This window comes from Chthoniobacter sp. (genome assembly GCF_040003245.1).
Taxonomy (GTDB): Bacteria; Verrucomicrobiota; Verrucomicrobiia; order Chthoniobacterales; family Chthoniobacteraceae; genus Chthoniobacter.
Genome location: NZ_JBDUCX010000111.1, coordinates 1 through 20493, shown reverse-complemented (window position 1 = coordinate 20493; position 20493 = coordinate 1). Strand labels below are relative to the sequence as shown.

At 63.0% G+C, this 20493-nt stretch carries 18 protein-coding genes and 2 pseudogenes; 9 read left to right on the top strand and 11 right to left on the bottom strand.

Going from position 1 to position 20493, the window contains the following annotated elements:
• The 3 genes and pseudogenes from ABJF10_RS16260 to ABJF10_RS16250 form a co-directional block, all read right to left on the bottom strand.
• A pseudogene (locus ABJF10_RS16260) lies at window positions 1-464 on the bottom strand (ferredoxin family protein); the annotation flags it as partial.
• 43 nt (window positions 465-507) lie between these two features.
• Complete coding sequence (locus tag ABJF10_RS16255) at window positions 508-918, bottom strand: hypothetical protein (protein ID WP_348545642.1); 411 nt, start codon at window positions 916-918, stop codon at window positions 508-510.
• Window positions 919-968: 50 nt separating this feature from the next.
• Window positions 969-1430, bottom strand: coding sequence for a glycine cleavage system protein H (locus ABJF10_RS16250; protein ID WP_348545641.1), 462 nt, complete (start codon window positions 1428-1430; stop codon window positions 969-971).
• Window positions 1431-1544: 114 nt separating this feature from the next.
• Here ABJF10_RS16250 and ABJF10_RS16245 point away from each other — a divergent pair, with 114 nt between their 5' ends.
• Window positions 1545-2666 (top strand): cysteine desulfurase family protein, encoded by a 1122-nt coding sequence (locus ABJF10_RS16245; protein ID WP_348545640.1) that lies wholly within the window; start codon window positions 1545-1547, stop codon window positions 2664-2666.
• On the opposite strand, the gene ABJF10_RS16240 is transcribed toward ABJF10_RS16245, so the two are convergent.
• From ABJF10_RS16240 to ABJF10_RS16225, 4 genes are all read right to left on the bottom strand, one after another.
• Window positions 2565-3410, bottom strand: coding sequence for a lysophospholipid acyltransferase family protein (locus ABJF10_RS16240; protein ID WP_348545639.1), 846 nt, complete (start codon window positions 3408-3410; stop codon window positions 2565-2567). The genes ABJF10_RS16245 and ABJF10_RS16240 overlap by 102 nt on opposite strands.
• Window position 3411: 1 nt before the next feature.
• Window positions 3412-4170, bottom strand: coding sequence for a GNAT family N-acyltransferase (locus ABJF10_RS16235; protein ID WP_348545638.1), 759 nt, complete (start codon window positions 4168-4170; stop codon window positions 3412-3414).
• 168 nt (window positions 4171-4338) lie between these two features.
• Complete coding sequence (gene mnmG, locus ABJF10_RS16230) at window positions 4339-6189, bottom strand: tRNA uridine-5-carboxymethylaminomethyl(34) synthesis enzyme MnmG (protein ID WP_348545637.1); 1851 nt, start codon at window positions 6187-6189, stop codon at window positions 4339-4341.
• Window positions 6190-6211: 22 nt separating this feature from the next.
• Window positions 6212-6604 carry a cytidine deaminase gene (locus ABJF10_RS16225; RefSeq protein ID WP_348545636.1) on the bottom strand — a complete coding sequence of 131 codons (393 nt, stop codon included), beginning with the start codon at window positions 6602-6604 and terminating at the stop codon, window positions 6212-6214.
• Window positions 6605-6697: 93 nt separating this feature from the next.
• On the opposite strand from ABJF10_RS16225, the gene tmk reads away from it, so the two are divergent.
• From tmk to ABJF10_RS16210, 3 genes are read left to right on the top strand one after another with little or no spacing between them, the layout of a single operon-like run.
• Window positions 6698-7381 (top strand): dTMP kinase, encoded by a 684-nt coding sequence (gene tmk / locus ABJF10_RS16220; RefSeq protein ID WP_348545635.1) that lies wholly within the window; start codon window positions 6698-6700, stop codon window positions 7379-7381.
• Window positions 7372-8121, top strand: a complete 750-nt coding sequence (locus ABJF10_RS16215) for a thymidylate kinase (protein ID WP_348545634.1) — start codon at window positions 7372-7374, stop codon at window positions 8119-8121. The genes tmk and ABJF10_RS16215 overlap by 10 nt, the downstream gene beginning before the upstream one ends.
• A 42-nt stretch (window positions 8122-8163) precedes the next feature.
• Window positions 8164-8814, top strand: a complete 651-nt coding sequence (locus tag ABJF10_RS16210; protein WP_348545633.1) for an HAD family hydrolase — start codon at window positions 8164-8166, stop codon at window positions 8812-8814.
• Between the two features lie 89 nt (window positions 8815-8903).
• Here ABJF10_RS16210 and cydB read toward each other — a convergent pair whose 3' ends face one another.
• Window positions 8904-9929, bottom strand: coding sequence for a cytochrome d ubiquinol oxidase subunit II (gene cydB / locus ABJF10_RS16205; protein ID WP_348545632.1), 1026 nt, complete (start codon window positions 9927-9929; stop codon window positions 8904-8906).
• A gap of 175 nt (window positions 9930-10104) precedes the next feature.
• Window positions 10105-11532, bottom strand: a complete 1428-nt coding sequence (locus tag ABJF10_RS16200) for a cytochrome ubiquinol oxidase subunit I (protein WP_348545631.1) — start codon at window positions 11530-11532, stop codon at window positions 10105-10107.
• Between the two features lie 333 nt (window positions 11533-11865).
• Here ABJF10_RS16200 and ABJF10_RS16195 point away from each other — a divergent pair, with 333 nt between their 5' ends.
• Entirely contained in the window at window positions 11866-12975 is a 1110-nt protein-coding gene (locus ABJF10_RS16195) for a putative zinc-binding metallopeptidase (RefSeq protein ID WP_348545630.1), read from the top strand.
• A 34-nt stretch (window positions 12976-13009) separates the two neighbouring features.
• On the opposite strand, the gene ABJF10_RS16190 is transcribed toward ABJF10_RS16195, so the two are convergent.
• Together ABJF10_RS16190 and dtd are read right to left on the bottom strand one after the other, a co-directional pair.
• A complete protein-coding gene (locus tag ABJF10_RS16190; RefSeq protein ID WP_348545629.1) occupies window positions 13010-14380 on the bottom strand; it encodes an FAD-dependent oxidoreductase in 1371 nt (456 codons plus the stop codon).
• Window positions 14381-14446: 66 nt separating this feature from the next.
• Window positions 14447-14899 carry a D-aminoacyl-tRNA deacylase gene (gene dtd, locus ABJF10_RS16185; protein ID WP_348545628.1) on the bottom strand — a complete coding sequence of 151 codons (453 nt, stop codon included), beginning with the start codon at window positions 14897-14899 and terminating at the stop codon, window positions 14447-14449.
• A gap of 162 nt (window positions 14900-15061) precedes the next feature.
• On the opposite strand from dtd, the gene ABJF10_RS16180 reads away from it, so the two are divergent.
• From ABJF10_RS16180 to ABJF10_RS16165, 4 genes and pseudogenes are all read left to right on the top strand, one after another.
• Window positions 15062-15529: a hypothetical protein gene (locus ABJF10_RS16180; protein WP_348545627.1), complete on the top strand. Its 468-nt coding sequence runs from the start codon at window positions 15062-15064 to the stop codon at window positions 15527-15529.
• Between the two features lie 136 nt (window positions 15530-15665).
• Window positions 15666-16064, top strand: coding sequence for a BlaI/MecI/CopY family transcriptional regulator (locus tag ABJF10_RS16175; RefSeq protein ID WP_348545626.1), 399 nt, complete (start codon window positions 15666-15668; stop codon window positions 16062-16064).
• Window positions 16061-20095 carry a M56 family metallopeptidase gene (locus ABJF10_RS16170; RefSeq protein ID WP_348545625.1) on the top strand — a complete coding sequence of 1345 codons (4035 nt, stop codon included), beginning with the start codon at window positions 16061-16063 and terminating at the stop codon, window positions 20093-20095. The genes ABJF10_RS16175 and ABJF10_RS16170 overlap by 4 nt, the downstream gene beginning before the upstream one ends.
• 101 nt (window positions 20096-20196) lie before the next feature.
• Window positions 20197-20493: pseudogene (locus ABJF10_RS16165) on the top strand (polyprenyl synthetase); the annotation flags it as partial.

Genomic DNA, 20493 nt, shown 5'->3' with positions numbered 1-20493 from the left:
TTGGTTTTGCAGTTGTCGTTGTTCTGCACCTGGATGCGCTTGTCGCCGTCCACGCCATAGACGCCGAAGAGGCAGAAGCTGAGGCACTGCATGCAGTTCGTGCAGCGGTCGTAGTCGATGACAGGGAACCACGGCTTCCACGCGCCGTGTTTGGCGGCGTTGGTTTCGTGGCGTACGGTTTCGACAGCGTCGCCGAGTTGGGCGGGGGCCAGGGCGCTGATGTCCTGGAAACGGATGGTGACATCGCTCTCCGGGACTTCGGGTGGTTGGCCGGGGAAGCGACCGAGGACGAGGAGCGGCGCGCGGTCGGCGGGTGCCACTGGGCGGTCGGCGGCGCTACGGGTAACGGCGAAGCCTTTCTCCAGGAGCGCGCTGATGGCGGAGTAGCGGGCGGCGCCATCGAGCGGTTCGGCGCCGGAGCCTTCATAGAGGACGATGCGGAGGGTGGGATCGGAGAGGCTCATGAGAGGCGGGATGGAAAATGAAAGATGGAAAATGGAAAAGTTTTCAATTTGCGACCTCCGCGATGGCGGCTTTCGGCGCATCGCTCACGGTGACCTTCCCCTTCGGAAGATTGGCTTCGAGCTCTGAGGACAACAATTTGGCGATGACCTCTTCGGCGTTCTGCACGCGCATGTTGAGGATTTCCGTGGCATCCAGCGCGAGCGGGGCGTTGGCTTGATGGAAAAGCCATTTCACGGCGCGGGGGAAGCAGGCGGCGATCTTGACGGCGCCGCTGCCGGCGAGGCGTTGCAGCGCGGGATCGCGGCGGGCGGCCATCTCGCAGAGGTCGGCGACGGCTTCAAAGGCGACACCGGAGTCGCAGAGTTTCTTGAGCACCGCGTCCTTCACTTCCTTGGGTACGACCTGCGCGTACTGGCAGTGGCAATAGAGGATGGTGGGAGGGGTCTGGCTCATTTCGGACAGCGAACTGTAGTTTACATCAATATCCGCGGAAGGCCTTAGTTTCAGGGATTTTCGTCGGCCTGTTGTTTATCCAGGATGTGATCGATGGTGGTGTCGAGGAGGGCGCGATAGCCCGCGAGGTCGATGCACTTGGCGTCGGGCTGGCCTTGGATTTCGTAGAGCCAGCCGCCGGCGTAGGGCTCGCGGCTGACGAGTTCGATGTCCTGGGCGAGCGCGGTGTTGCCGCCGGAGAAGGTGCCGGTGGCCACGCAGTAGATATCGCTGATGGCCTTGAAGCCTTCGATGGAGCCGATGATTTCGCCGCCGGCCACGGGCGAGCCACTCGCTTTCTCCCATTGGACCTCGACGATTTCACCGAGCATGCGGGTGGCGAATTTGGTGAAGCCGACGCGCCAGCGGCCGGGTTCGGTTTCGCGCAGCCAGAAGTGTGACGGGCTGTAGAGACACTCGGCCGGGAGATGGGTGACGAAGGTGGCGCGTTTGTAGAAGGAGGTTTCGGGCACGGCGGGATGGGCAAGGATGAAGGAGGAGGGATGAAGGATGAAAGGGGAAACATGCGGAGTGGACAGCGGGGCAAGCGCAGCGGTTATGTTGCGTCGTCGCATCCCTTCCTTCGCGTGCTTTACTTCGATCACAACGCTACTCATCCGCTTTCGCGCGTGGCCCGGGAGGCCTGGCTCGATGCGACGGAGCGTTATATCGGGAATCCGTCCAGTCCGCATCGACTCGGCGCACGGGCGGATGCTGCGCTCACGCAGGCGCGGGAAAAACTGGCAGGGTGGCTGGGGTGCGAACCGCGGGACATCGTGTGGACCTCGGGTGCGACCGAAGCGAACAATGCGGCGCTGTACAGCGCGGCGGCGAATGGGGCGAAGGATATCTGGATTTCGGCGATCGAGCATCCGTGTGCGCTCGCGGCGGCGGAGCAGTATTTTGGCAAGCGGCGGCGATCGATTCCGGTGACGCCGCAAGGGGTGGTGGATGTGGAATGGCTCGCGAAGGCGCTTGAAATCAGCACTCCCGGGCTGGTCGGGATAATGGCGGCGAACAACGAGACCGGTGTCTTGCAGCCCTGGCGTGAGGTGCAAGCGTTGTGCCGCGCGCAGGGCGTGCCGTTTTTCTGCGATGCGGCGCAGTGGGTGGGCAAGCTGCCGGCCGAGGGACTCGGGGCAGGTGATTTTGTGAGCGGATGCGCGCACAAGTTTGGCGGGCCGCAGGGCGTGGGATTTCTCAAGGTGCCGGCGAAATTTCGCCCGCTGATCGTGGGCGGACCGCAGGAAGATGGCCGGCGTGCCGGGACGGAAAATGTCGTCGGCGTGCTGGCGATGATCGCCGCGTTGGAAGAGCGGGAGGCAGCGCTGGGGACGCATGGCATGGCCGAGCGCCTGGGGTGGCATGAGGAGTTCGAGCAAGGATTGCGGGCGGCCCTGCCGGGAATTTCGATCCTCGGCGCCCGGGTCAGCCGGCTCTGGAACACCTCGGCGGCGATCATGCCCGAGCAGGCGGATTGCCGGCAGCGCTGGGTGGTGAAGCTGGACAAGCTCGGCTTCGCGGTATCCACCGGTTCGGCGTGCGCCAGCGGCAAGGAGGAGACATCGCACGTGCTGGCGGCGATGGAGGTCAGCGCGGATGCAGCGTCACGGGCGCTGCGCTTCAGCAGCGGCTGGGAGACGACTCACAAGGATTGGCGTCGGCTGCTCGACGGGCTGCGGCAGGCCCATGCCGAGCTCACGGCTTGAGGCGGCGTGCAGGGCGGCGACTTCGTCGTGGAGTTCCCGGGCAAGAGATTTGCGATCACCCTGGCGCGGACGCGCGATGCCGCATCGTAAAGTGGCATATATCAACGACTTAATCCATACGTTCAGCAAGTGTGGCAGGAGAGTCATGTCGCGCCAGTAGCAGATTTCGTTGGGCACGGAGCCTTCTGCGAGGGCGTAGCTGAGGGCGATTGCGGTGACGGGATGGGAGACGTGCATGGCGGGTTCGAGCAGGGAGCTTTTGAAGGGGAGCACGCTGGATCCGCCGGAACTGGTACCTTCGGGGAAGAGGACGACGAGGACACCTTCATCGAGCGCGGCGCGCATGACATCGGCCACGGCGGCGACGTCGCCGCGGTGTTTGCGATCGATGAAGATGGTGCCGCCCAAGGACGCGCATCGGCCGAAGATGGGCCAGGAGCGCACTTCCTCCTTGGAGACGAAGACGCAGGGGCGCTGGGCGGCGAGCAGGATGATGTCGATGTAGCTGAGGTGATTGGCGACGATCAAGCCGCTGTTGGGCAGGGTGCCGAAGCGATTGATCTTGAGATGCAGGATACGGGCGCAGCCAGCGGCGACGCGTTGCAACCAATCCGCGCGGGCACGGCGAGTGCGGGCGGTTTTCGACAGGCGCAGGCGGACGGTCTGACCGAGGATCGCACCGGTGATGTAGGATAGAAAGGAAGCGGCGCGACCGGCAGCGCGGAGGGCAGGGAGTGGTTTCATCTTAACCCAGAAAGTGATTGCGGACGGCATCGGGGAGGGCGCGGAGGTCGAGCAGGGTTAGGAAGTCGATGGTCTTGAAGTCCTGGTCGAGGGCGGGCGGGCCGCAGATTTTCGCGCCGATGGACAGGTAGGCGCGGAGGAGCTTCGGGACGGACGGCGGCTCGGCGCAGGGGAAGTCGGCAGCCATGCGGTAAGCGCCGATGGGCTCGGTGCGGAAGGGCTCTTCCACGAGATGTTCGGTGGCCAGGGCGTGATACATGGCCAATCCGGTGGCGGCATCTTGGGAAGTGAGGGAGCTGCAACCGATGAGGTAGCGAGCCCGGCGTTCGGTGGCGTAGATGGCGATGCCGCGCCAGAGGAGATTGAGGACGGAGAGCTTGCGGTGGTCTTTATGGACACAGGCGCGGCCGAGCTCGACCGTCTCGCAGCGGATGGGCTCGAAGGGGGTGAAGTCGAATTCCTGGGCGCTGTAGTAGCCGTGATGGGCGGCAGCGAGCTGGCCGGTTTGGAGACGGTAGGTGCCGACGACCGTGCCCGTGCGCGTGTCTTCGACGAGGAGATGATCGCAACACTCGTCGAATCGATCGGCATCGAGGCCGCTGAGGTAGGCGTCGTCGAGGCCTTCGTTGAGCTCGAGATTGAAGACCTCGAAGCGCAGGCGTTGGGCGGCGATGACGTCGGCGGGGTCGCGGGCCAGCCGGATGGTGTAGCTGGCGGTGCGAGGAGCATGCGACCGCGGGGACTCGGGAAGCGTGTTCATGTGCGAACGGGCAATGTTGGGCCGAGCGGGGGCTCGGCGATTGCGCAACGTCGCACCTCGAAGTGGCGGTCACGTGACTGCGAGGTTAAATCTTGGCGGAATTCGTTGGAGGGGCGGATGTAGCCGCCCCGCTCCGCCGGGGCGCGGCGACAGAGCGCCGCGACTACATCACTTCTCCAAGTAGACGGAGAGGAGGGCCAGGTCGGCGGGGGTGATGCCGCTGATGCGGGCGGCCTGGCCAAAGGTGGCGGGGCGAATGGAGGTGAGCTTCTGGCGGGTCTCGGCCCGGAGGCCGGAGATGGTCTCGTAGTCCAACTGGGCGGGCAGGAGCTTCTCTTCGCTACGGCGAAGCTTTTCGATAGCGGCTTCCTGGCGGGAGATGTAGCCGGCGTACTTGAGTTCGATCTCGACGGCGTCCCAGAGGTCGGCGGCGAAAGGGGTGCGGAGTTCGGTCGGGAGATCCGTATGGGTGAAGTGAGGGCGGCGGAGCCACTGGGCGACTTTGGTCCCTTCCCAACCGGTGGTTTTGGCGTACTCGCGCAATTGGGCCAACTGCGTGATTTTTAATTCCAGTTTATTCCAACGGTTGCCGCCGACCAGGCCATGACGATGGGCGATGGGGGTGAGGCGGAGGTCGGCATTGTCCTGCCGGAGATGGAGGCGATGCTCGGCCCGGCTGGTGAACATCCGATAGGGCTCGGGTGTGCCTTTGGTCACGAGGTCGTCGATGAGGACGCCAATGTAGGCATCGGCCCGGGTGAGAACGAGAGCGGGCTGACCGAGGAGCTTGAGGGCGGCATTGGCCCCGGCCATGAGGCCTTGGGCGCCGGCTTCCTCGTAACCCGAGGTGCCATTGATCTGCCCGGCGAAATAAAGATGCGGAACCCGCTTCGTCTCCAAGGTGGCGTGGAGCTGGGTGGGGGGACAGTAGTCGTATTCCACCGCGTAACCGGGGCGCATGATCTCGGCATTCTCCAAGCCGGGGATGCTGCGGATGAAGGCGTACTGCACCTCCATGGGGAGGCTGGTGGAGACGCCGTTGACGTAATACTCCTCGGTATGCCGGCCCTCGGGTTCGAGGAAGACCTGGTGGGACTTCTTCTCGGCGAAGCGCACGACCTTGTCTTCAATAGAAGGGCAATAGCGAGGGCCTACCCCCTCGATGTGACCGGCATATAAGGGGGATTTGTCGAGGTTGGCGCGAATCAGATCGTGCGTCTGGGTATTCGTGGAAGTGATCCAACAGGGCAATTGTTCTACGTGGAACACGCCTTCCCGCCAGTGGTTCAGAGTGAAGATATCGTGGAGTTCGTCACCGAGCTCTTCCGGGATATAGGAGAAGGGGAGTGGCGGTTCGTCGCCTTCCTGGCGCTCGCAGCGGGAGAAATCGATGGTCTTGCCGTGGAGGCGGCAGGGCGTGCCAGTCTTGAAGCGGCCGACCTCGAAACCGAGTTCGCGCAGCGAATCACTCAAGGTGGAGAAGCTGTCGCCCATACGTCCGCCGGATTGGTTTTGCAAGCCGACATGGAGCAGGCCGCGCATGAAAGTGCCGGTGGTAACGACGACCGCCTTGCCCAAGATCCGCAAGCCGAGATTGGTCTCGATGCCGCAGGCGCGACCGTCCTCAGTGAGGATTTTGGTGACGTTGCCCTGCTTGAGGTCGAGATGCGGCTGGCGTTCGAGGATGGCTTTGGCGCGGAACTGGTAGGCTTTCTTGTCGCACTGGGCGCGAGGGGAACGGACGCTCGGCCCCTTGCTTGAATTGAGCATGCGGAACTGGATGCTCGTGGCGTCGGTGTTGAGTCCCATCACGCCACCGAGGGCGTCGATCTCGCGGACGATCTGCCCTTTGGCCTGGCCGCCGATGGCCGGGTTGCAGGACATTTGGCCCACCGAATCCAGATTCTGGGTCAGCATGAGCGTCTCGCAGCCGAGGCGCGAGGCGGACATGGCGGCCTCGATCCCGGCGTGGCCGGCACCGATCACGATCACATCATACTGTTTGGGATAGACGAACATGGGCGTGTTCCACGTGGAACGTTTACGTACCGAGAATGCCTTCCTTGGCGCGGGGCAGGAGTTCGGCGATGGTGCTCTCGAAGCGCTGGTCTTGAAGATTGGCGGAGCAAATCGGCAAGTCGCTCGAAAACTCGGCGAGGACCTGGCGGCAGGCCCCGCAGGGGGTCACGGGTTGGACGGAATCGGCGACGACGGCGATGGCTTCGAACTGAGTTTCCCCGGCGGCGACGGCGGCGAAGACGGCGGCGCGCTCGGCGCAGATGGTCAGGCCGAACGAAAGGTTCTCCACATTGCAGCCGCAGAAGATGCGTCCGCTGGCGGTGCGGAGCGCGGCGCCCACCTGAAAGTGCGAATAGGGGGCGTAAGCACTCTGGCGAACCTCGCGAGCAGCGGCAACGAGCGCGTCAAAATTCATAAGATGTTTATAGTGAGTTATTTATGCTAAAGAATCAGAGTGCGGCCCGGCTTTTCGGTTGCATTTCGCACCAGATTCCCGGATAGGCATCCCGTGGTCACCCCCAAACGCAATTACTCCGGAAAGCTCCTCGCAGTCGAGGGGCTGGATGGTTCGGGGAAATCCACCCAGATCTATCTCGTGAAGCGCTGGCTGGAGTTGGAAGGTTATCGCGTGTTCTTTACGGAGTGGAATTCCTCCATTCTGGTCAAGAAGTCCACCTCGAAAGGCAAGAAGCGCCAGTTGCTCACCCCCACGACGTTTTCGCTGATTCACGCCACGGATTTCGCCGATCGCTACGAGCGGCAGATTCTCCCGCTGCTCCGCGCGGGGTATCTGGTGCTGTGCGACCGGTATATATTTACCGCGCTGGCGCGGGATGCGGTGCGCGGCGTGGATCGCGAATGGGTCGAGCAACTCTATAGTTTCGCGGTGCTTCCGGACATCACGTTTTACTTCCGGGTGCCGCTGGAGACATCCTTGAACCGCATCCTCGAAGGGCGCCCGGCGTTGAAGTATCACGAGGCCGGGCTGGACATGGGCTGGAGCACCGACCCGTACGAAAGCTTCCGCATCTTCCAGGGCAAGGTCTTCGCCGAATACGAATCGATGCGGGAGAAATTTGGTTTCACTGCGATCGACGCCAGTGAGGAGATTCACATCCAGCAGGGCAAGGTGCGCAACCTCATCCGCGAAAAAATCGACCTGCCCGCGTACCGCCGCCGCCCATGCCATTAAAGGCCAATCCATTCTTTGGCCGGCGCCTGCCGGAAGTGCGCGAGCCGAACTTTGCCGGCAAACTCTTCGCGATCGAAGGCGCGGACGGCTCGGGGCGCTCCACGCAGATCGGCATGCTCAGCCAGTGGCTGGAGGCCAATGGCTATGCCGTACGACACATGGGACTGCGCCGCTCGAATCTGGTGAGCGAGGAGCTCGAGGAAGCGAAGCAGGGGAACGTGCTCACGCACACGACCATGTCGCTCTTCTACGCGACGGACTTTTTCGATCAGCTCGTCCACGAGATCATTCCCGCGTTGCGTGCCGGGCTCATCGTGCTGGCGGATCGCTATATCTATACGCTCATGGCGCGCGATCTCGTGCGCGGCGCGGACCGCGCGTGGACGCGCAATATGTACAGCCCGGCGCTGGTGCCGGATGCGGTGTTCTATTTTCGGGTGAGCGCGGCGCAACTCGTGGAGCGTAATTTCCAAAAGAACAGTACGCTGGATTACTGGGAAAGCGGGATGGACCTCGGGTTGTCGCGCGACATGTTTTCCAGCTTCGTGAAGTTTCAGCGGATGCTGCAAAACGAATTCCAGAAGATGCAGAAGGAGTACGAATTTGAGGTCATCAACGGCAATTCGCGCGTGGAGACGATCCAGCGGGAACTGCGGAAGAAGATCGGCGGGTTGTTAGGGATCGGCGCGGCGGAGATAAAACAGGATATCGTCGCGCCGCCGATGAGGCCCACGGTTTAGCGCCGAGGACGCAATGTTGGGTTGGGCCCTTCGCAGTCTCCCGTGACTTCTCCACTTTCCCTCCTCATCTTCGATTGCGACGGCGTCCTCGTGGACAGCGAGGAGATCGGGATCGGTGTGCTGCTGGACGTTGCGAAAGAGCACGGACCGCTGGCCATGGAGCTTTCCGAAGCGATGCAATTGTTTCGCGGGCGCAAGATGGCGGAGTGCGCGGACATTCTGGCCGAGCGGCTGGGGCGGCCGCTGCCCGAGAATTTCATCCCCGAGGTGCGCGTGCGAACCGCGGAAGCATTTCGCCGCGACTTGAAAGCGATTCCCGGTATTCACGAGGCGTTGCGCGAGATTACGATCCCGGTGTGCGTGGCCTCGAACGGTCCGCGGGAGAAGATTGAGCTCTCCCTGTCCGTCACCGGATTGCTGCCGCGTTTCGAAGGGCGGATCTTTAGCTCGTACGAGGTCGGGAGTTGGAAGCCGGATCCGGGCTTGTATCTCCACGCGGCGGCGGCGATGGGAGTCGCACCAGCGGATTGCGCGGTGGTGGAAGATAGCGTGTTAGGTACGCGCGCGGGAGTGGCGGCGGGAATGCGGGTGTTTGCGTACACACCGGAGGGATCCACCGCGAAAATCGACTTACCCGGAGTGACATGCTTTGCGCAGATGCCCGCTTTGCCAGAGCTTTTGCATTCGACCTGAATTTTACCCGCGAATCACTCAAATGACACGAATGGGCAAGGATTCCATTCGTGTGATCCGTGTGATGCGCGGACCCATTTCACAGTCTCTCAATAGACCAGGTGCTCCCGCTGCACTTTGCCGCGGAAGATCCAGTAGATGCTGAAGGTGTAGGCGATGACGATCGGCACGCCGATGAGCGCGATGATGAGCATGTTGCCGAGTGTGCCGGTGGACGAGGAAGCGTTGTAGGCGGTGAGCGAAAGCTCGGGCGTGGGATTGCTGTAGAGCAGGTTCGGCCACAGGCCCGCGCCGCACAGGCCCATGAGGGCGATCATCGCCGCGCATGAGCTGAGGAAGGCCTCGAAGTCGCGCTTCAGACTGACCGCGCGCGGGATGTTGGCGATGGCCAGCATGTTCGCCCCGGCGACGATGAAGAAGACCGGGTGTTGCTTGATCGTGCCGGTCATGTGCGGGCAATAGAGCAGCGTCGCCTGGCTGGTCGCGGCGTAGAGCATGATGAAGGTAATGATGCACGGATTGATCCAGCGCCGGATGCGCGTGTGGAAATGGCCATCGGTTTTCATCAGCGCGTAGAGCGCGCCATGCATGGCGAAGAGCGCCACGGTGGTCATGCCGAGCAGGAGCGCATACGGGTGCAACAGGCTGAGGAAGGTGCCGGCGAATTCGCCATCCTTGTCCAGTGGAATGCCCCACACGATGTTACCCATGGCCACGCCGATGATGAATGACGAGAGCACGCTGCCCGCGCAGAAACCGATGTCCCACATCTGCCGCCACCAGCGCCACGGTTTCTTGCTGCGAAACTCGATGGCGACGGCGCGAAAGATGAGCCCGGCGAGGAGGAGCATGAACGCGAGATAAAAGCCGGAGAAGGCCGTAGCGTAGACGGGCGGAAAGGCGGCGAAGAGGGCGCCGCCGCCGGTGACGAGCCATACTTCGTTGCCGTCCCACACGGGGCCGATGGCATTCATGAGGATGCGGCGGTCCTCATCCTTTTTCGCGAAGAGATGGAGGGCACCGACGCCGAGATCGAAGCCGTCGAGCATCGCGTAGCCGGTGAACAGCACGCCGACGAGGAGGAACCAGATGAGGTGGAGATCGAGGTGGCTCATGAGTCTGACCGGCTGGAACGCGAGGGGAAGGGAACCGCGGAGACGCGGAGGCGCGGAGAGGGAGGAGGAGAGACAATCAGACGGTGCGGTCTCCTCGTCTCACCGTCCGATTGTCTCATTGTCTTTTCCTCCCTCTGCGTCTCGGCGCCTCGGCGGTTCAATTTCATGGTCTTCATCATCCGGCCCGGGATTCGTCGGATTGCTCGATGGTGGCGAGGCTGCGGGTCACGCCGTGGGCGGCGGCATGACGCTTGTGGCCGGCGAGTTTGCCGCTGGGGACGAGGTCGGCGTCGTCGGGGCCGTGCTGGATCTTTTCATTCATCAGGAAGATGAAGACGGCGAAGAGCAGGGCGTAGATAAGGGTGAACATGATGAGCGAAATGAGCACCGTTTCCGCGCGGACGACGCGGGAGAGGCCCACCGGGGTGCGGAGCAGGCCGTAGACGATCCACGGCTGGCGACCGACCTCGGCGGACCACCAGCCGAATTGGTTGGCGAGCTGCGGGCCGAGCACGCTGAAGACGAGCAATTGCAACAGCCAGCGCTGGCGGAAGAAACGCTTCTTCCAGATGAGCCACATGCTGAACGCGGCGAGCCCGATCATGGCCATGCCGATGCCGACCATGGCGTGATAGGTCTGGAAGACGAAGCCGACGGGTGGGCGATCCTCGGGCTGGAATTCGCGCAGGCCGGTGACGGGCGTGTTGAAATCGTTGTGCACGAGGAAAGTGAGCATGCGCGGCAGGCCGATGCCGAAGCGGACGCGTTCCTGTTGTTGATCGACCCAACCGAAGAGCCAGAGCGTGGCAGGTTCGGTGGCATAATGGCCCTCGAAAGCGGCAAGTTTCGCGGGCTGATTTTTCGCCACGCCGTGCGCGCTGAGATGGCCGGTGGCCACTTGCAGGAGCGAGGCAATCAACGCCGCGATGAGGCCCACGCGCATGGAGCGCTGGGCAAATTGCACATGGCGGCGGCGCAACAAATACCAGGCGCTCACGCTCACCACCAGCCAGGCGCCGGCCTGCCAGGCACCGCACAGCGTGTGGCTGAGCCGCTCCATGGACGAGGGGTTGAAGACCATCGCCCAGAAATCGATGATCTCCGCGCGGGCGTGCAGGCCTTCGCCCACGATGTGGTAGCCGGCGGGTGTCTGCTGCCAGGAATTGGCGACCACGATCCACACCGCGGAGAAATGCGCGCCAAGGCAGACCATGCAGGTGGCGAAGAAATGCATCCTCGGCCCGACTTTGTTCCAGCCGAAGAGCAAGACGGCGAGGAATCCCGACTCGAGGAAAAAGGCGAAGATGCCTTCGGCCGCGAGGGCAGAGCCGAAGACATCGCCGACGAAGCGCGAGTAACTGGCCCAATTCGTCCCGAACTCGAATTCCATGACGATGCCGGTGGCCACGCCGATGGCGAAGGTGAGCGCGAAGATGCGCGTCCAGAAGCGGGCCATCTGATGGAAGAGCGGATTGCCAGTGCGAAGCCAAGCGGCCTCCACGGCGACGAGGATCACGCCGAGTCCAATGCTCAGAGGCGGATAGATGTAATGAAATGCGATGGTGAACGCGAACTGCAGTCGCGACAGCAAAAGAACGTCCATTTAGAACGCCCTCCTGAAGTCCCTGCAGTGCACCTTCACCAACCCTGCGGCCCTACGCATGGGCGGGTAGCTTAGAGAGCGCACGCGGAAAGGGCAATGGGCAAAACGAAAGGCAGAACACCCAACATCGAACATCCAACGCCCAACATCCAATGAGGGGTCTTTCGCGATAGCGTGGCGCCCAATAGCAAAGAGCGCTTCGAACTATCCCATTGGATGTTGGATGTTCGATGTTGGGTGTTGGATGTTCTGCCTTTGCAATCGGATGTTCTGCTGTGAGACGACCACCCGTGGCGTATCCTGCGAAATGGTGGCAGAATTTAAGCCACTGCCATGCGCCACTATCAATGTTCCTGCGGTAACATCCTGTTTTTCGATAATTCCGCCTGCACGCAATGCGGGACGCAGGTGGGCTATGATTCGGCCCATGACCAGATGGTGACGCTGACGGACGATTCCACTTTTCAACGGTGTACAAATGGAACCCAGCATGGCATTTGCAATTGGGTGGTCCCGCGCGGCAAACTGGAGTTGCTCTGCCCGTCGTGCTTGTTGAACCGGACGATTCCCGAGCTGGCCGTCCCGGGCAACCTGGACGCGTGGCACAAGATCGAGATCGCGAAGCGGCGCATTCTCTACACCATGGGGCGGCTCGGGCTCACGCCGGTGAGCAAACGCGAGGATGCGGTCAATGGGCTGGCCTTTGATTTTCTGCGACCCACGCCCGGGGGAACGGTGCTGACGGGGCACGAGGATGGGTTGATCACCTTGAATGTGGATGAGGCGGAAGACCTCGAGCGTGAGAAGCGCAAGGAGGCGCTGGGGGAATCGTACCGCACGCTGATCGGGCATTTTCGGCACGAGATTGCGCATTACTATTGGGACCGTTTCTTTGCCAATCATCCGGATGATGAGCCGAACCTCGTGGCGTTCCGCGAGGTCTTCGGCGACGAGCGGGAGGATTACAACGCGGCGCTCCAGCGGCATTACACCCAAGGGCCGGTGGCCGCGGCGCCCGGAACATTCATCACCACCTATGCGTCCGTGCATCCATGGGAGGACTGGGCGGAGACCTGGGCGCATTACATGCACATGATCGACGGCACGGAGACCGCGCGGAGCTTTGGCTTGGACGGGGATGTCGTGCCGATTCCCTTCACGCCGTTTCCGACGGAAGCGGTGACATTGCCCAACCAGCTCGCGTGGCCGGAGGGAGAGAAGGAAGAATTTCTTACGCTGCTACGCGATTGGGCCAAGCTCTCGCCGGCGATCAACGAGATTGTCGCCAGCCTGGGGCACCCGGCGTTTTATCCCTTCGTGTTTTCGGATTCCATCATCCGGAAGTTTTTCTTCGTGCACCACATGGTGAAATTCCATGGCGGCAGTTCGACCGAAGCTACGCAGCCGCCGGTGAATGCGGCACCGGAGCCGGTGACGGCGTGAGCGGCGCGGCGTCCAGATTTTCCGGAGCGAGATCCTAGACGAAGTCCTGTACTGGACCGGCGTTCTGCTGGCGCAACTTCTTGCGCACATCCGCGCCGTCGAGTTTCGCCGGGCTGGTGCCGCCTTGCACCGCGAGCACTGCGGCCACGGCGGCGGCTTCGCCCAGCGCCATCGCGGTGACGGTCACGCGCGTGGAGCTTTGCGCGAGGCGGGTGGTCGAGTGGCAACGGCCGGCCACGAGCAGGTTGTCGACGTTCTTCGGCACGAGCGAACGGTAGGGGATATCGTAGGGCGCGGGCTGCTGCTTCGGCACGGCGTTCGCGCCGCCGGTGGTGATTTTGTTGGGATGGACGTCGAGGTACCAACACCCCGTGGCGATGGCGTCGTCGAAGGACTTCGTCGCCATGATCTCGTCTTCCGCGAGGATGTGCTGGCCCACGATGCGCCGCGTTTCGCGCACACCGATGAAGGGGCCGCTGGTGATGAAATACGAATCTTCAAAGCCCGGCACATCCTTCTTCCAGGCCGCGAACATTGCCCAGGCATCGGAGCGGCCCTGCATCTCGGCACGGGTGAGTTCGACGGGATCGCTCGCGTCGCCCGGCACGCGCACGCCGTGCACATAGATTTCGTCATCGGCGAACATGAACATGACGCCGGGCCCGTAATACATCGGCAGTTCGCCGCGCTCGTGCGCCTTCTCCAGCGCGATACGGCAATTCTTCGAGAGATCGGGGGCCTTTTTCACATTGCCGATGCGGAAGTGCAGCGTCAGCGGCTGCAGCTCGGCGCCTTTGTCGGTCGGCGCGCCGGCCCAGGCGGCGACGTCGGCATCGCCCGTGCAATCGATCACCTGCCTGGCGCGAATGCGCGTGAGGCCCGCCTTGTTGGCCACCAACACGGCGGCGATGCGCTGGGCATCCATTTCCACGCCGCAGACCGAGGAATGATACAACACCCGCAGCTTTTCCTTCTCTGCGATGAGCAGTTTGTCCGCGAGCACCTTGAACGCTTCCACGTTGCGGATGGTGGGATTGTGCGTCTTCAAATGCGTGGCATTCGCCTCGCACACGCCGGATTTGGAGAGCAGCTCGAGCCCGACCCCGCGCACCACGACGCGGCCGTCCTTGATGTCCGCGATACCATCGAAATACGGGAGCCCCACGGCGGTAATGATGCCGCCGGAAAAGCCGGCGCGCTCGACGAGCATGGTCCGCGCTCCATTGCGCGCCGCGGAAAGGGCGGCCGCGAGCCCGGCGCAGCCACCACCGCACACCAGCACGTCCGTATCGATCGAGGGCCAATCCGGGCGCGCCTCGGCAGCGGCGGCCTGGCGGGGAATCACAGCAGCGCCAGCGACGAGTCCGGCGGTTTGCAAAAAAGTGCGGCGGCTGGGAGTAGGCATGGCGAAAGGGGGACGCTGGGGACTACCCGCAAGCTGCCGGAAAATTGGCCGGAAGAAAGCCGCGTGTTATTCGCGCGCTTTCGTATCGAGCAGCAGCGTTACCGGCCCGTCGTTGACCAGTGCCACCTGCATCATCTCGCCGAAGCGGCCCGTGGCTATCGGGCGGCCCAGCGCTGCGGTGAGCTGTGCGATCATCGCTTCGTAGAGCGGGATGGCCACTGGCGGCTTCGCCGCGCGATGCCAGCTCGGCCGGGCGCCCTTTTTCGTGCTCGCGAAAAGCGTGAACTGGCTGACGAGCAGGAGGCCGCCGCCGCTCTCCAGCACGCTGCGATTCATCGCTCCCGTCTCATCCACGAAAAGGCGCAAGTTGACCATTTTGGCGGCCAGCCACGCGCTGTCTTCCGTCGTGTCTGCTTCCTCGATGCCGAGCAAAACCACCAGCCCGGCCTCGATCCGGCCCGCGACTTCGCCTTCGATGGTCACGGAGGCGGAACTGACTCTCTGGATGACGGCGCGCATGGGCGGGCAATTAAACAATTCGCCCGGCAGCGTCACGCCGGGAATTGCGGCTTGACGACAAACGGAACTTTTCCTAGCGATGCCATCGGCAAGCGTGGCTTATTCCGCCACGTGGCCCTTCGCCAACCTATTACACCCAACTCAACCCTCCAAGGTAACCAAATGAAGAAACTGCTCAGCATCGTCGCGCTCACCGCGCTCGTCATCGGCCTGCCATCAGGCTCATTCGCCGCGGAAAAGAAAGCCAAACCGGCCGCGACTCCCGCCGCCACGCCCGCCCCGGTCGCGACTCCCGCGCCCATCAAGCCAATCCCGCTCTACGCGGAGGTTACCACCATCGACGCCGCCGGAAAATCGTTCACGCACAAGAACAAGGACGGCAAGGAAGTGAAGTTCACGCTGACCGCTACGACCGAGGTCAAAAACGGCAAGGCCGACGCGAAGTTCGAGGACATCAAGGTGGGCGACTGGGTGAGCGGCCTGCGCCTCAAGAAGAGCGACACCGAGTATGAGGTTGTGAAAATCACCAAGTTTGGCCCCAAGACCGAGAAGAAGCCGGACGCCGCGGGCAAGCCGGCCGCCGCTACGCCAGCCGCCCCGGGCAAGCCGACCGAAAAGAAGGCCAACTAAAACCGGCCGACCAAAGTAAAACTCCTTCACCGGCACCCAGGCAACTGGGTGCCGGTTTTCTTTGGTTAAAGAACGGTATGCTAATTTTTTAGCACATTTTTCTTGGCAGGCCGGAATCACATGCTAAAAATTTAGCATGCCCGACCAATCCAGCCACCATCTCAGCCGGCGCGAGCGGCAGATCATGGACATCATTTTCGCCCGCGGGGAAGCGGCCGCCGCCGAAGTCCACGCCGCGTTGCCCGACGCTCCCAGCTATTCCGCCGTGCGCGCCCTGTTACGCATCCTCGAGGAGAAAGGCCACCTCAAGCATCGCGAAGACGGCGCCCGCTACATTTTCCTGCCCACCGAAGCGCGCGGCAAAGCCAGCCGCTCCGCACTGCAGCGCGTCGTGCGGACCTTCTTTGACGGCTCCCTTTCCAGCGCCGTGGCCGCTCTGGTCGACGCCGAAGGGGGCAAGCTTTCGGCCGAGGAACTGAAGCGCCTCGAAGCCATCGTCGCCGCCGCCAAAAAGAAAACCCGGCAATTCCCATGAACCACGAGCTCCTCCTCCCAGCATTGCTCGAGTTACTCGCCAAAAGCGCGCTGCTCCTGCTCGGCGCCGCCGCCCTCGCCGCCGCCAGTCGGCGCCTCTCGGCCGCGCAACAGCATGCCCTCTGGCTCGCAGTCTTCGCCGCGCTGCTCATTTTACCGGCGACGAAACTCATCGCCCCGCGCTGGCATTTGCCGGGCTCGCCTGCCGCGCCGGTCGTTACCGTTCTGCCGGCCCTGTCGGGAATCGTCATCGCCCCGGCCCCGGCGACGTTCACCCCGACGGTTCCGCCGCCGAAAACTTTCCACCTCCCGGATCCGCTGCATCTGATCATCGCCGCCTGGCTGGCTGGTACCGCCGCCATCATCGGTTATCGGTTACTGGGCAGTCTGCAGATCGCGTGGCTGAGACGCCGCAGCGCGCCCAGCGAAAGCGCGTCGCTCGCGGCCTTGGCCCGGCAGGCCGCAGCCGAGATGCATTTGCGCACGCCGTGCCCGATCCGCCTGGCGGAAGCGGTGCGCGTGCCCTGCACATGGGGCCTGTGGCGGCCGATCGTCCTGCTGCCCGTGGTCGCGGAAAACGAGTGGCCGGAGGCGCGTTTGCTCGCTGCCTTGCGCCACGAATTCGCCCACGTGGCCCGGCGCGATTACCTCGCCCGCTGGATGGCGTTGCTCACCTGTGCCATTTATTGGCCGAACCCACTCGTGTGGATCGCCGCCCGCCGCCTGCGAATGGCCCAGGAACAGGCCTGCGATGACCTCGTCCTGCGCGCCGGGACGCCGCCGGCCGATTACGCCGCGTTGCTCGTGGAAGCCGCGCGCGCTTCCCTCGGCGCACCGTTGGGATTGCGCGCTGCCGTCGCCATGGCGCGCCCCTCCACGCTCGAGGGCCGTGTCCTCGCCATCGTCGATGAAACACGCAACCGCCGCCCGGCGGGCCGCGCACTCAGCCTGGCCGGAGCGCTCACCATGGCCGTGGTCATCGGAGCCAGCGCGCTCGCCCAGATCGCGCCGGAAAAAAGCCCATCCGACACCAGCAAGGCCGCCCAGCCGAAAGATCAGATCCTGATCCTTTCCGAGTTCATTGAACTGCCAAAAGGAGAGTTCCCCGGCATTCCCTCCATTGACGGCGCGCCGCTGGCGGGAGTGCTGACCGAAGCCCAAGCCGCGGAAACATTCCGCAAGTTGGACGCGCAAAAAGGGGTGGAAGTTCTCTCGTCGCCCCAATTGACCACTGTCCCCGGCCAACGGAGCATGATCGAGGTCGGCGACGATTACGACCTGCCGCCGGGGTCACAACCACCGAAGAAGTTCGTCGGCTCGACCGTGGAAGTGGACGCGGCCATGACGGGCAATACCATCGACCTGGACCTCGTCCTCCGACACGTGGCGCTCAAGGAAGAGTCCGCCACCGGGAAGCCGGCGTTTGATGAAAAAAGGGTCCGATTCGCGGTGACCATTTTCGACCGCTCGACCGTGGTCGCGGCGCTCGGGCGGTCCGGGAAGGAAGGCCGGGAACTCTATGTCCTCCTGAAAGCCAGCAAGATCACGCCGCCCCATGCTGCCGCGACCACCGACCTGAGCGGGATCACCGTAGCCGGGACCAGCCCATCCCCGGCACCGGCGCCCACCCAGGCACACGACAAGCCCGAAGACCTCTTTGTGAGCGGGTTCATGGCCAAGGTGAACAGCGAAAAGCTGGAAGCAGCCGGCAATTATCAAGAAGCACTCGCCAAAATTCAGTCCCTCGCCAGGATGCTCGACGAGATCTCAGCCAACAATCCGACATGGCAGCCGCAAATCGTCGCCTATCGGAAAAAGCGCACCGAGGAAGCCATCGAGCGCCTGCAGTCAAAAGTGGTGGTCCAGACTCCGGGGATTGATGGGCTTACGCCGGTGGTGGATCGTCCGTCACCGGCCGCACTGGCGCCAGTCGAAAGCGCGGTCCGCCAGAAGGCCTTGAGCATCATCCTGCCCAAGGTGGAGTTCCGTGAAGCGACCCTCGCCGAAGCGGTGGACTTTGTCAGCAAGCGGGCTCGCGAACACGATCCGGAAGGCACCGGCATCAAAATCCTGGTCATGTTGGGCAACGCCCCAAAGAGCGCGACCGGCGCGAATCCAGAGGACGCGAGAATCACCCTTTCCTTGACCAACGTCCCGCTCTTTGAAGCCCTGCAGTACCTCGCGGGGCTCGCCGGCCTGCAACCCGTCTACACGAAAGATGCGGTGGTGCTCAAACCGATGAACGCCGCCGGCAGTCCACCCCCACCGATCCCAGGCCTGGCCGGTCCCATCCCCGCCGCCGAAAACACCAAGGTCCTCATTACCAGGGAGTGGAAAGTTTTACCCGACTTGTTGCCGAAAGGTCAGACGGCGAAGGCCTGGCTGACGGGCAACGGCATCGTTTTCATTGGCAATGCTTCGGCGGTCTTGGTGCCCAGAACGAACCGGTTGATCGTGCGGAACACCCAGGATGAGTTGGACCTGATCGACACCCTGCTCTCGCAGAATCGCGCCCAGAATCCCACCGCCAACAAAGCCGAAGGGATACCAGTCCCCGCGCCTGGCCCGGCCCCCATCCACGTAACCGCGGAAAGCGCCGCGCTGAAGAAAGCCGAGAAAATCATCATTCCGAGGATCGAGTTTCGCGAAGCCACCCTCGCCGAGGCGCTCGATCTCCTCCGTGCCAAGGCCAGGGCGGCCGACCCGGATGGAAAGGGCGTAAACGTGCTCGTCAAAGCGGAGGTCAATGCCGACTTAAGAATCACGTTGTCGTTGACCAATGTCCCCCTCATCGAGGGCGTGCGTTATGTCGCTGGCCTGGCCAACCTCGAACTGCGCGTCGAGCCCTATGGGCTGGTGCTGGTGCAGGCGGGCGAGCCGACCCCGCCCGCGACTTCTGGCGTGGCTCCCATCGTGGCACCGGCGGAAAGCGCGGCGCTGAAGAAAGCAGAGAGAATCATCTTCCCGAAAATCGAGATGCGGGAGGCCCCTCTGGCCGAGATGCTGGATTACCTCCGGACCAAGGCCACTGAGCTCGACCCGGATAAAACCGGCGTCAACATCGTCCTCCAGCCCGGTACGGAGTCGGACGCGAGGATCACCGTTTCCCTGGTCAATATTCCGCTCATCGAAGCCCTGCGCTACACCGCCAGCCTCGCGGGCCTCGAGGTGCGCGCCGAGCCCAACGCCCTCATCCTCGCTCCACCGGCCAAAGCCGCCGCCGCCGCAAACCCGACGATCATTGCCTCGGGGGGAATCCTCACGCTCAATCAGCCATCCGGCCCCGCCGCCCTAGCTGGGACCGCCACCACCGCGTCATCCGCAAAGCCAGATACCGCCGCCGATGACCTGGCCAAATTGCCGGTCAATATAAAATCAGACATTGGGAGCGGGAGCATGCAAAATGGCATCGCCACCTTCGACGGGCATGCGCGCTTCAGTTGCGGCCCATACTCCGCTACGGCCACGAGCATCCGGTACGACGCTGCGCATCACACCGTGTACTTGACCGGCAAAGTCGAACTCGAGACCGGCACCAACACCCTCACTGGAGAGGACGTGGAAATACTTTTGGACGGCGCGGGAAAGGTCACGGCGCACGGTCCGCACAAGATAACCGTTCACTCCCCACCCGCGCCGGCACCAGTCCCCACGACCGGGCAAGTCGCGATCACCCTGTCGCCTCAGAAAGCCTTCGCAAATGGCGACGGCATCGAAATCCGCGAAGTTAGCGGGAGTTCGGCGACGTTCCAGGTCGGCGGAACTTACCATGTGCGTGGCGTCTGCCGGCAGAACACCATCCAGAACGCTTCGCTCTATATTGGCATTACCGCCGAAGGCGACGGCGAAGCCATCAAGCCCGCCGCAGGCACATCGCTCTCCAAAATGGCCCCGAAAGGAAACACCGAGTTCGACTTCTCCTTCACCCCCCTCCGTCCCGGCAAGGTCCATGTCACCCTCTACGACGTGGACAACTACAACCCGCAAGACAATGCCAGCGCCGGCCTCTATCTGGGCGAAGTGGCCCCTTAAAGGCGGGCACGTGCCTTCCTCTCGTTCTGACGAAAGGTAACCAGCACCGCTAACAAACTTACCCGTTGCGGATTGGCCCGGGAGAAAGATACTGCTCCCCCATGCCGCCGAACGCGCCTTCCGCTCCCCAGCCCATTGCCTTCACCCTTCCGCGTGCAGTTCCGCAGCAGAAAATCCGGCCTCCGAAGAAGAACATCCCGCAGACGCCCATCCAGCGCCAATACATCCTCGAGCAGGTGCGCGCCTATGTCGCCGAGCACAAGCCCGTGCCCCCCTTGCCCGCGGATGATCTCAAGGTCCATGCCGACAAACTCGTCGCGCAATTCCAGTGCGATCCCATATACCGCGACTACATCGGCGTCCTGCTGAACAACGAGATGTGGCGCGAGCAACTTGCC

What these genes read in the sequence shown, in the direction of transcription:
- ABJF10_RS16255 (WP_348545642.1), bottom strand. Translation starts at nt 918, where the DNA reads ATGAGCCAGACCCCTCCCACCATCCTCTATTGCCACTGCCAGTACGCG.
- ABJF10_RS16240 (WP_348545639.1), bottom strand. Translation starts at nt 3,410, where the DNA reads ATGAAACCACTCCCTGCCCTCCGCGCTGCCGGTCGCGCCGCTTCCTTT.
- ABJF10_RS16235 (WP_348545638.1), bottom strand. Translation starts at nt 4,170, where the DNA reads ATGAACACGCTTCCCGAGTCCCCGCGGTCGCATGCTCCTCGCACCGCC.
- mnmG (WP_348545637.1), bottom strand. Translation starts at nt 6,189, where the DNA reads ATGTTCGTCTATCCCAAACAGTATGATGTGATCGTGATCGGTGCCGGC.
- ABJF10_RS16225 (WP_348545636.1), bottom strand. Translation starts at nt 6,604, where the DNA reads ATGAATTTTGACGCGCTCGTTGCCGCTGCTCGCGAGGTTCGCCAGAGT.
- ABJF10_RS16215 (WP_348545634.1), top strand. Translation starts at nt 7,372, where the DNA reads ATGCCATTAAAGGCCAATCCATTCTTTGGCCGGCGCCTGCCGGAAGTG.
- cydB (WP_348545632.1), bottom strand. Translation starts at nt 9,929, where the DNA reads ATGAGCCACCTCGATCTCCACCTCATCTGGTTCCTCCTCGTCGGCGTG.
- ABJF10_RS16200 (WP_348545631.1), bottom strand. Translation starts at nt 11,532, where the DNA reads ATGGACGTTCTTTTGCTGTCGCGACTGCAGTTCGCGTTCACCATCGCA.
- ABJF10_RS16195 (WP_348545630.1), top strand. Translation starts at nt 11,866, where the DNA reads ATGCGCCACTATCAATGTTCCTGCGGTAACATCCTGTTTTTCGATAAT.
- ABJF10_RS16190 (WP_348545629.1), bottom strand. Translation starts at nt 14,380, where the DNA reads ATGCCTACTCCCAGCCGCCGCACTTTTTTGCAAACCGCCGGACTCGTC.
- dtd (WP_348545628.1), bottom strand. Translation starts at nt 14,899, where the DNA reads ATGCGCGCCGTCATCCAGAGAGTCAGTTCCGCCTCCGTGACCATCGAA.
- ABJF10_RS16180 (WP_348545627.1), top strand. Translation starts at nt 15,062, where the DNA reads ATGAAGAAACTGCTCAGCATCGTCGCGCTCACCGCGCTCGTCATCGGC.
- ABJF10_RS16175 (WP_348545626.1), top strand. Translation starts at nt 15,666, where the DNA reads ATGCCCGACCAATCCAGCCACCATCTCAGCCGGCGCGAGCGGCAGATC.
- ABJF10_RS16170 (WP_348545625.1), top strand. Translation starts at nt 16,061, where the DNA reads ATGAACCACGAGCTCCTCCTCCCAGCATTGCTCGAGTTACTCGCCAAA.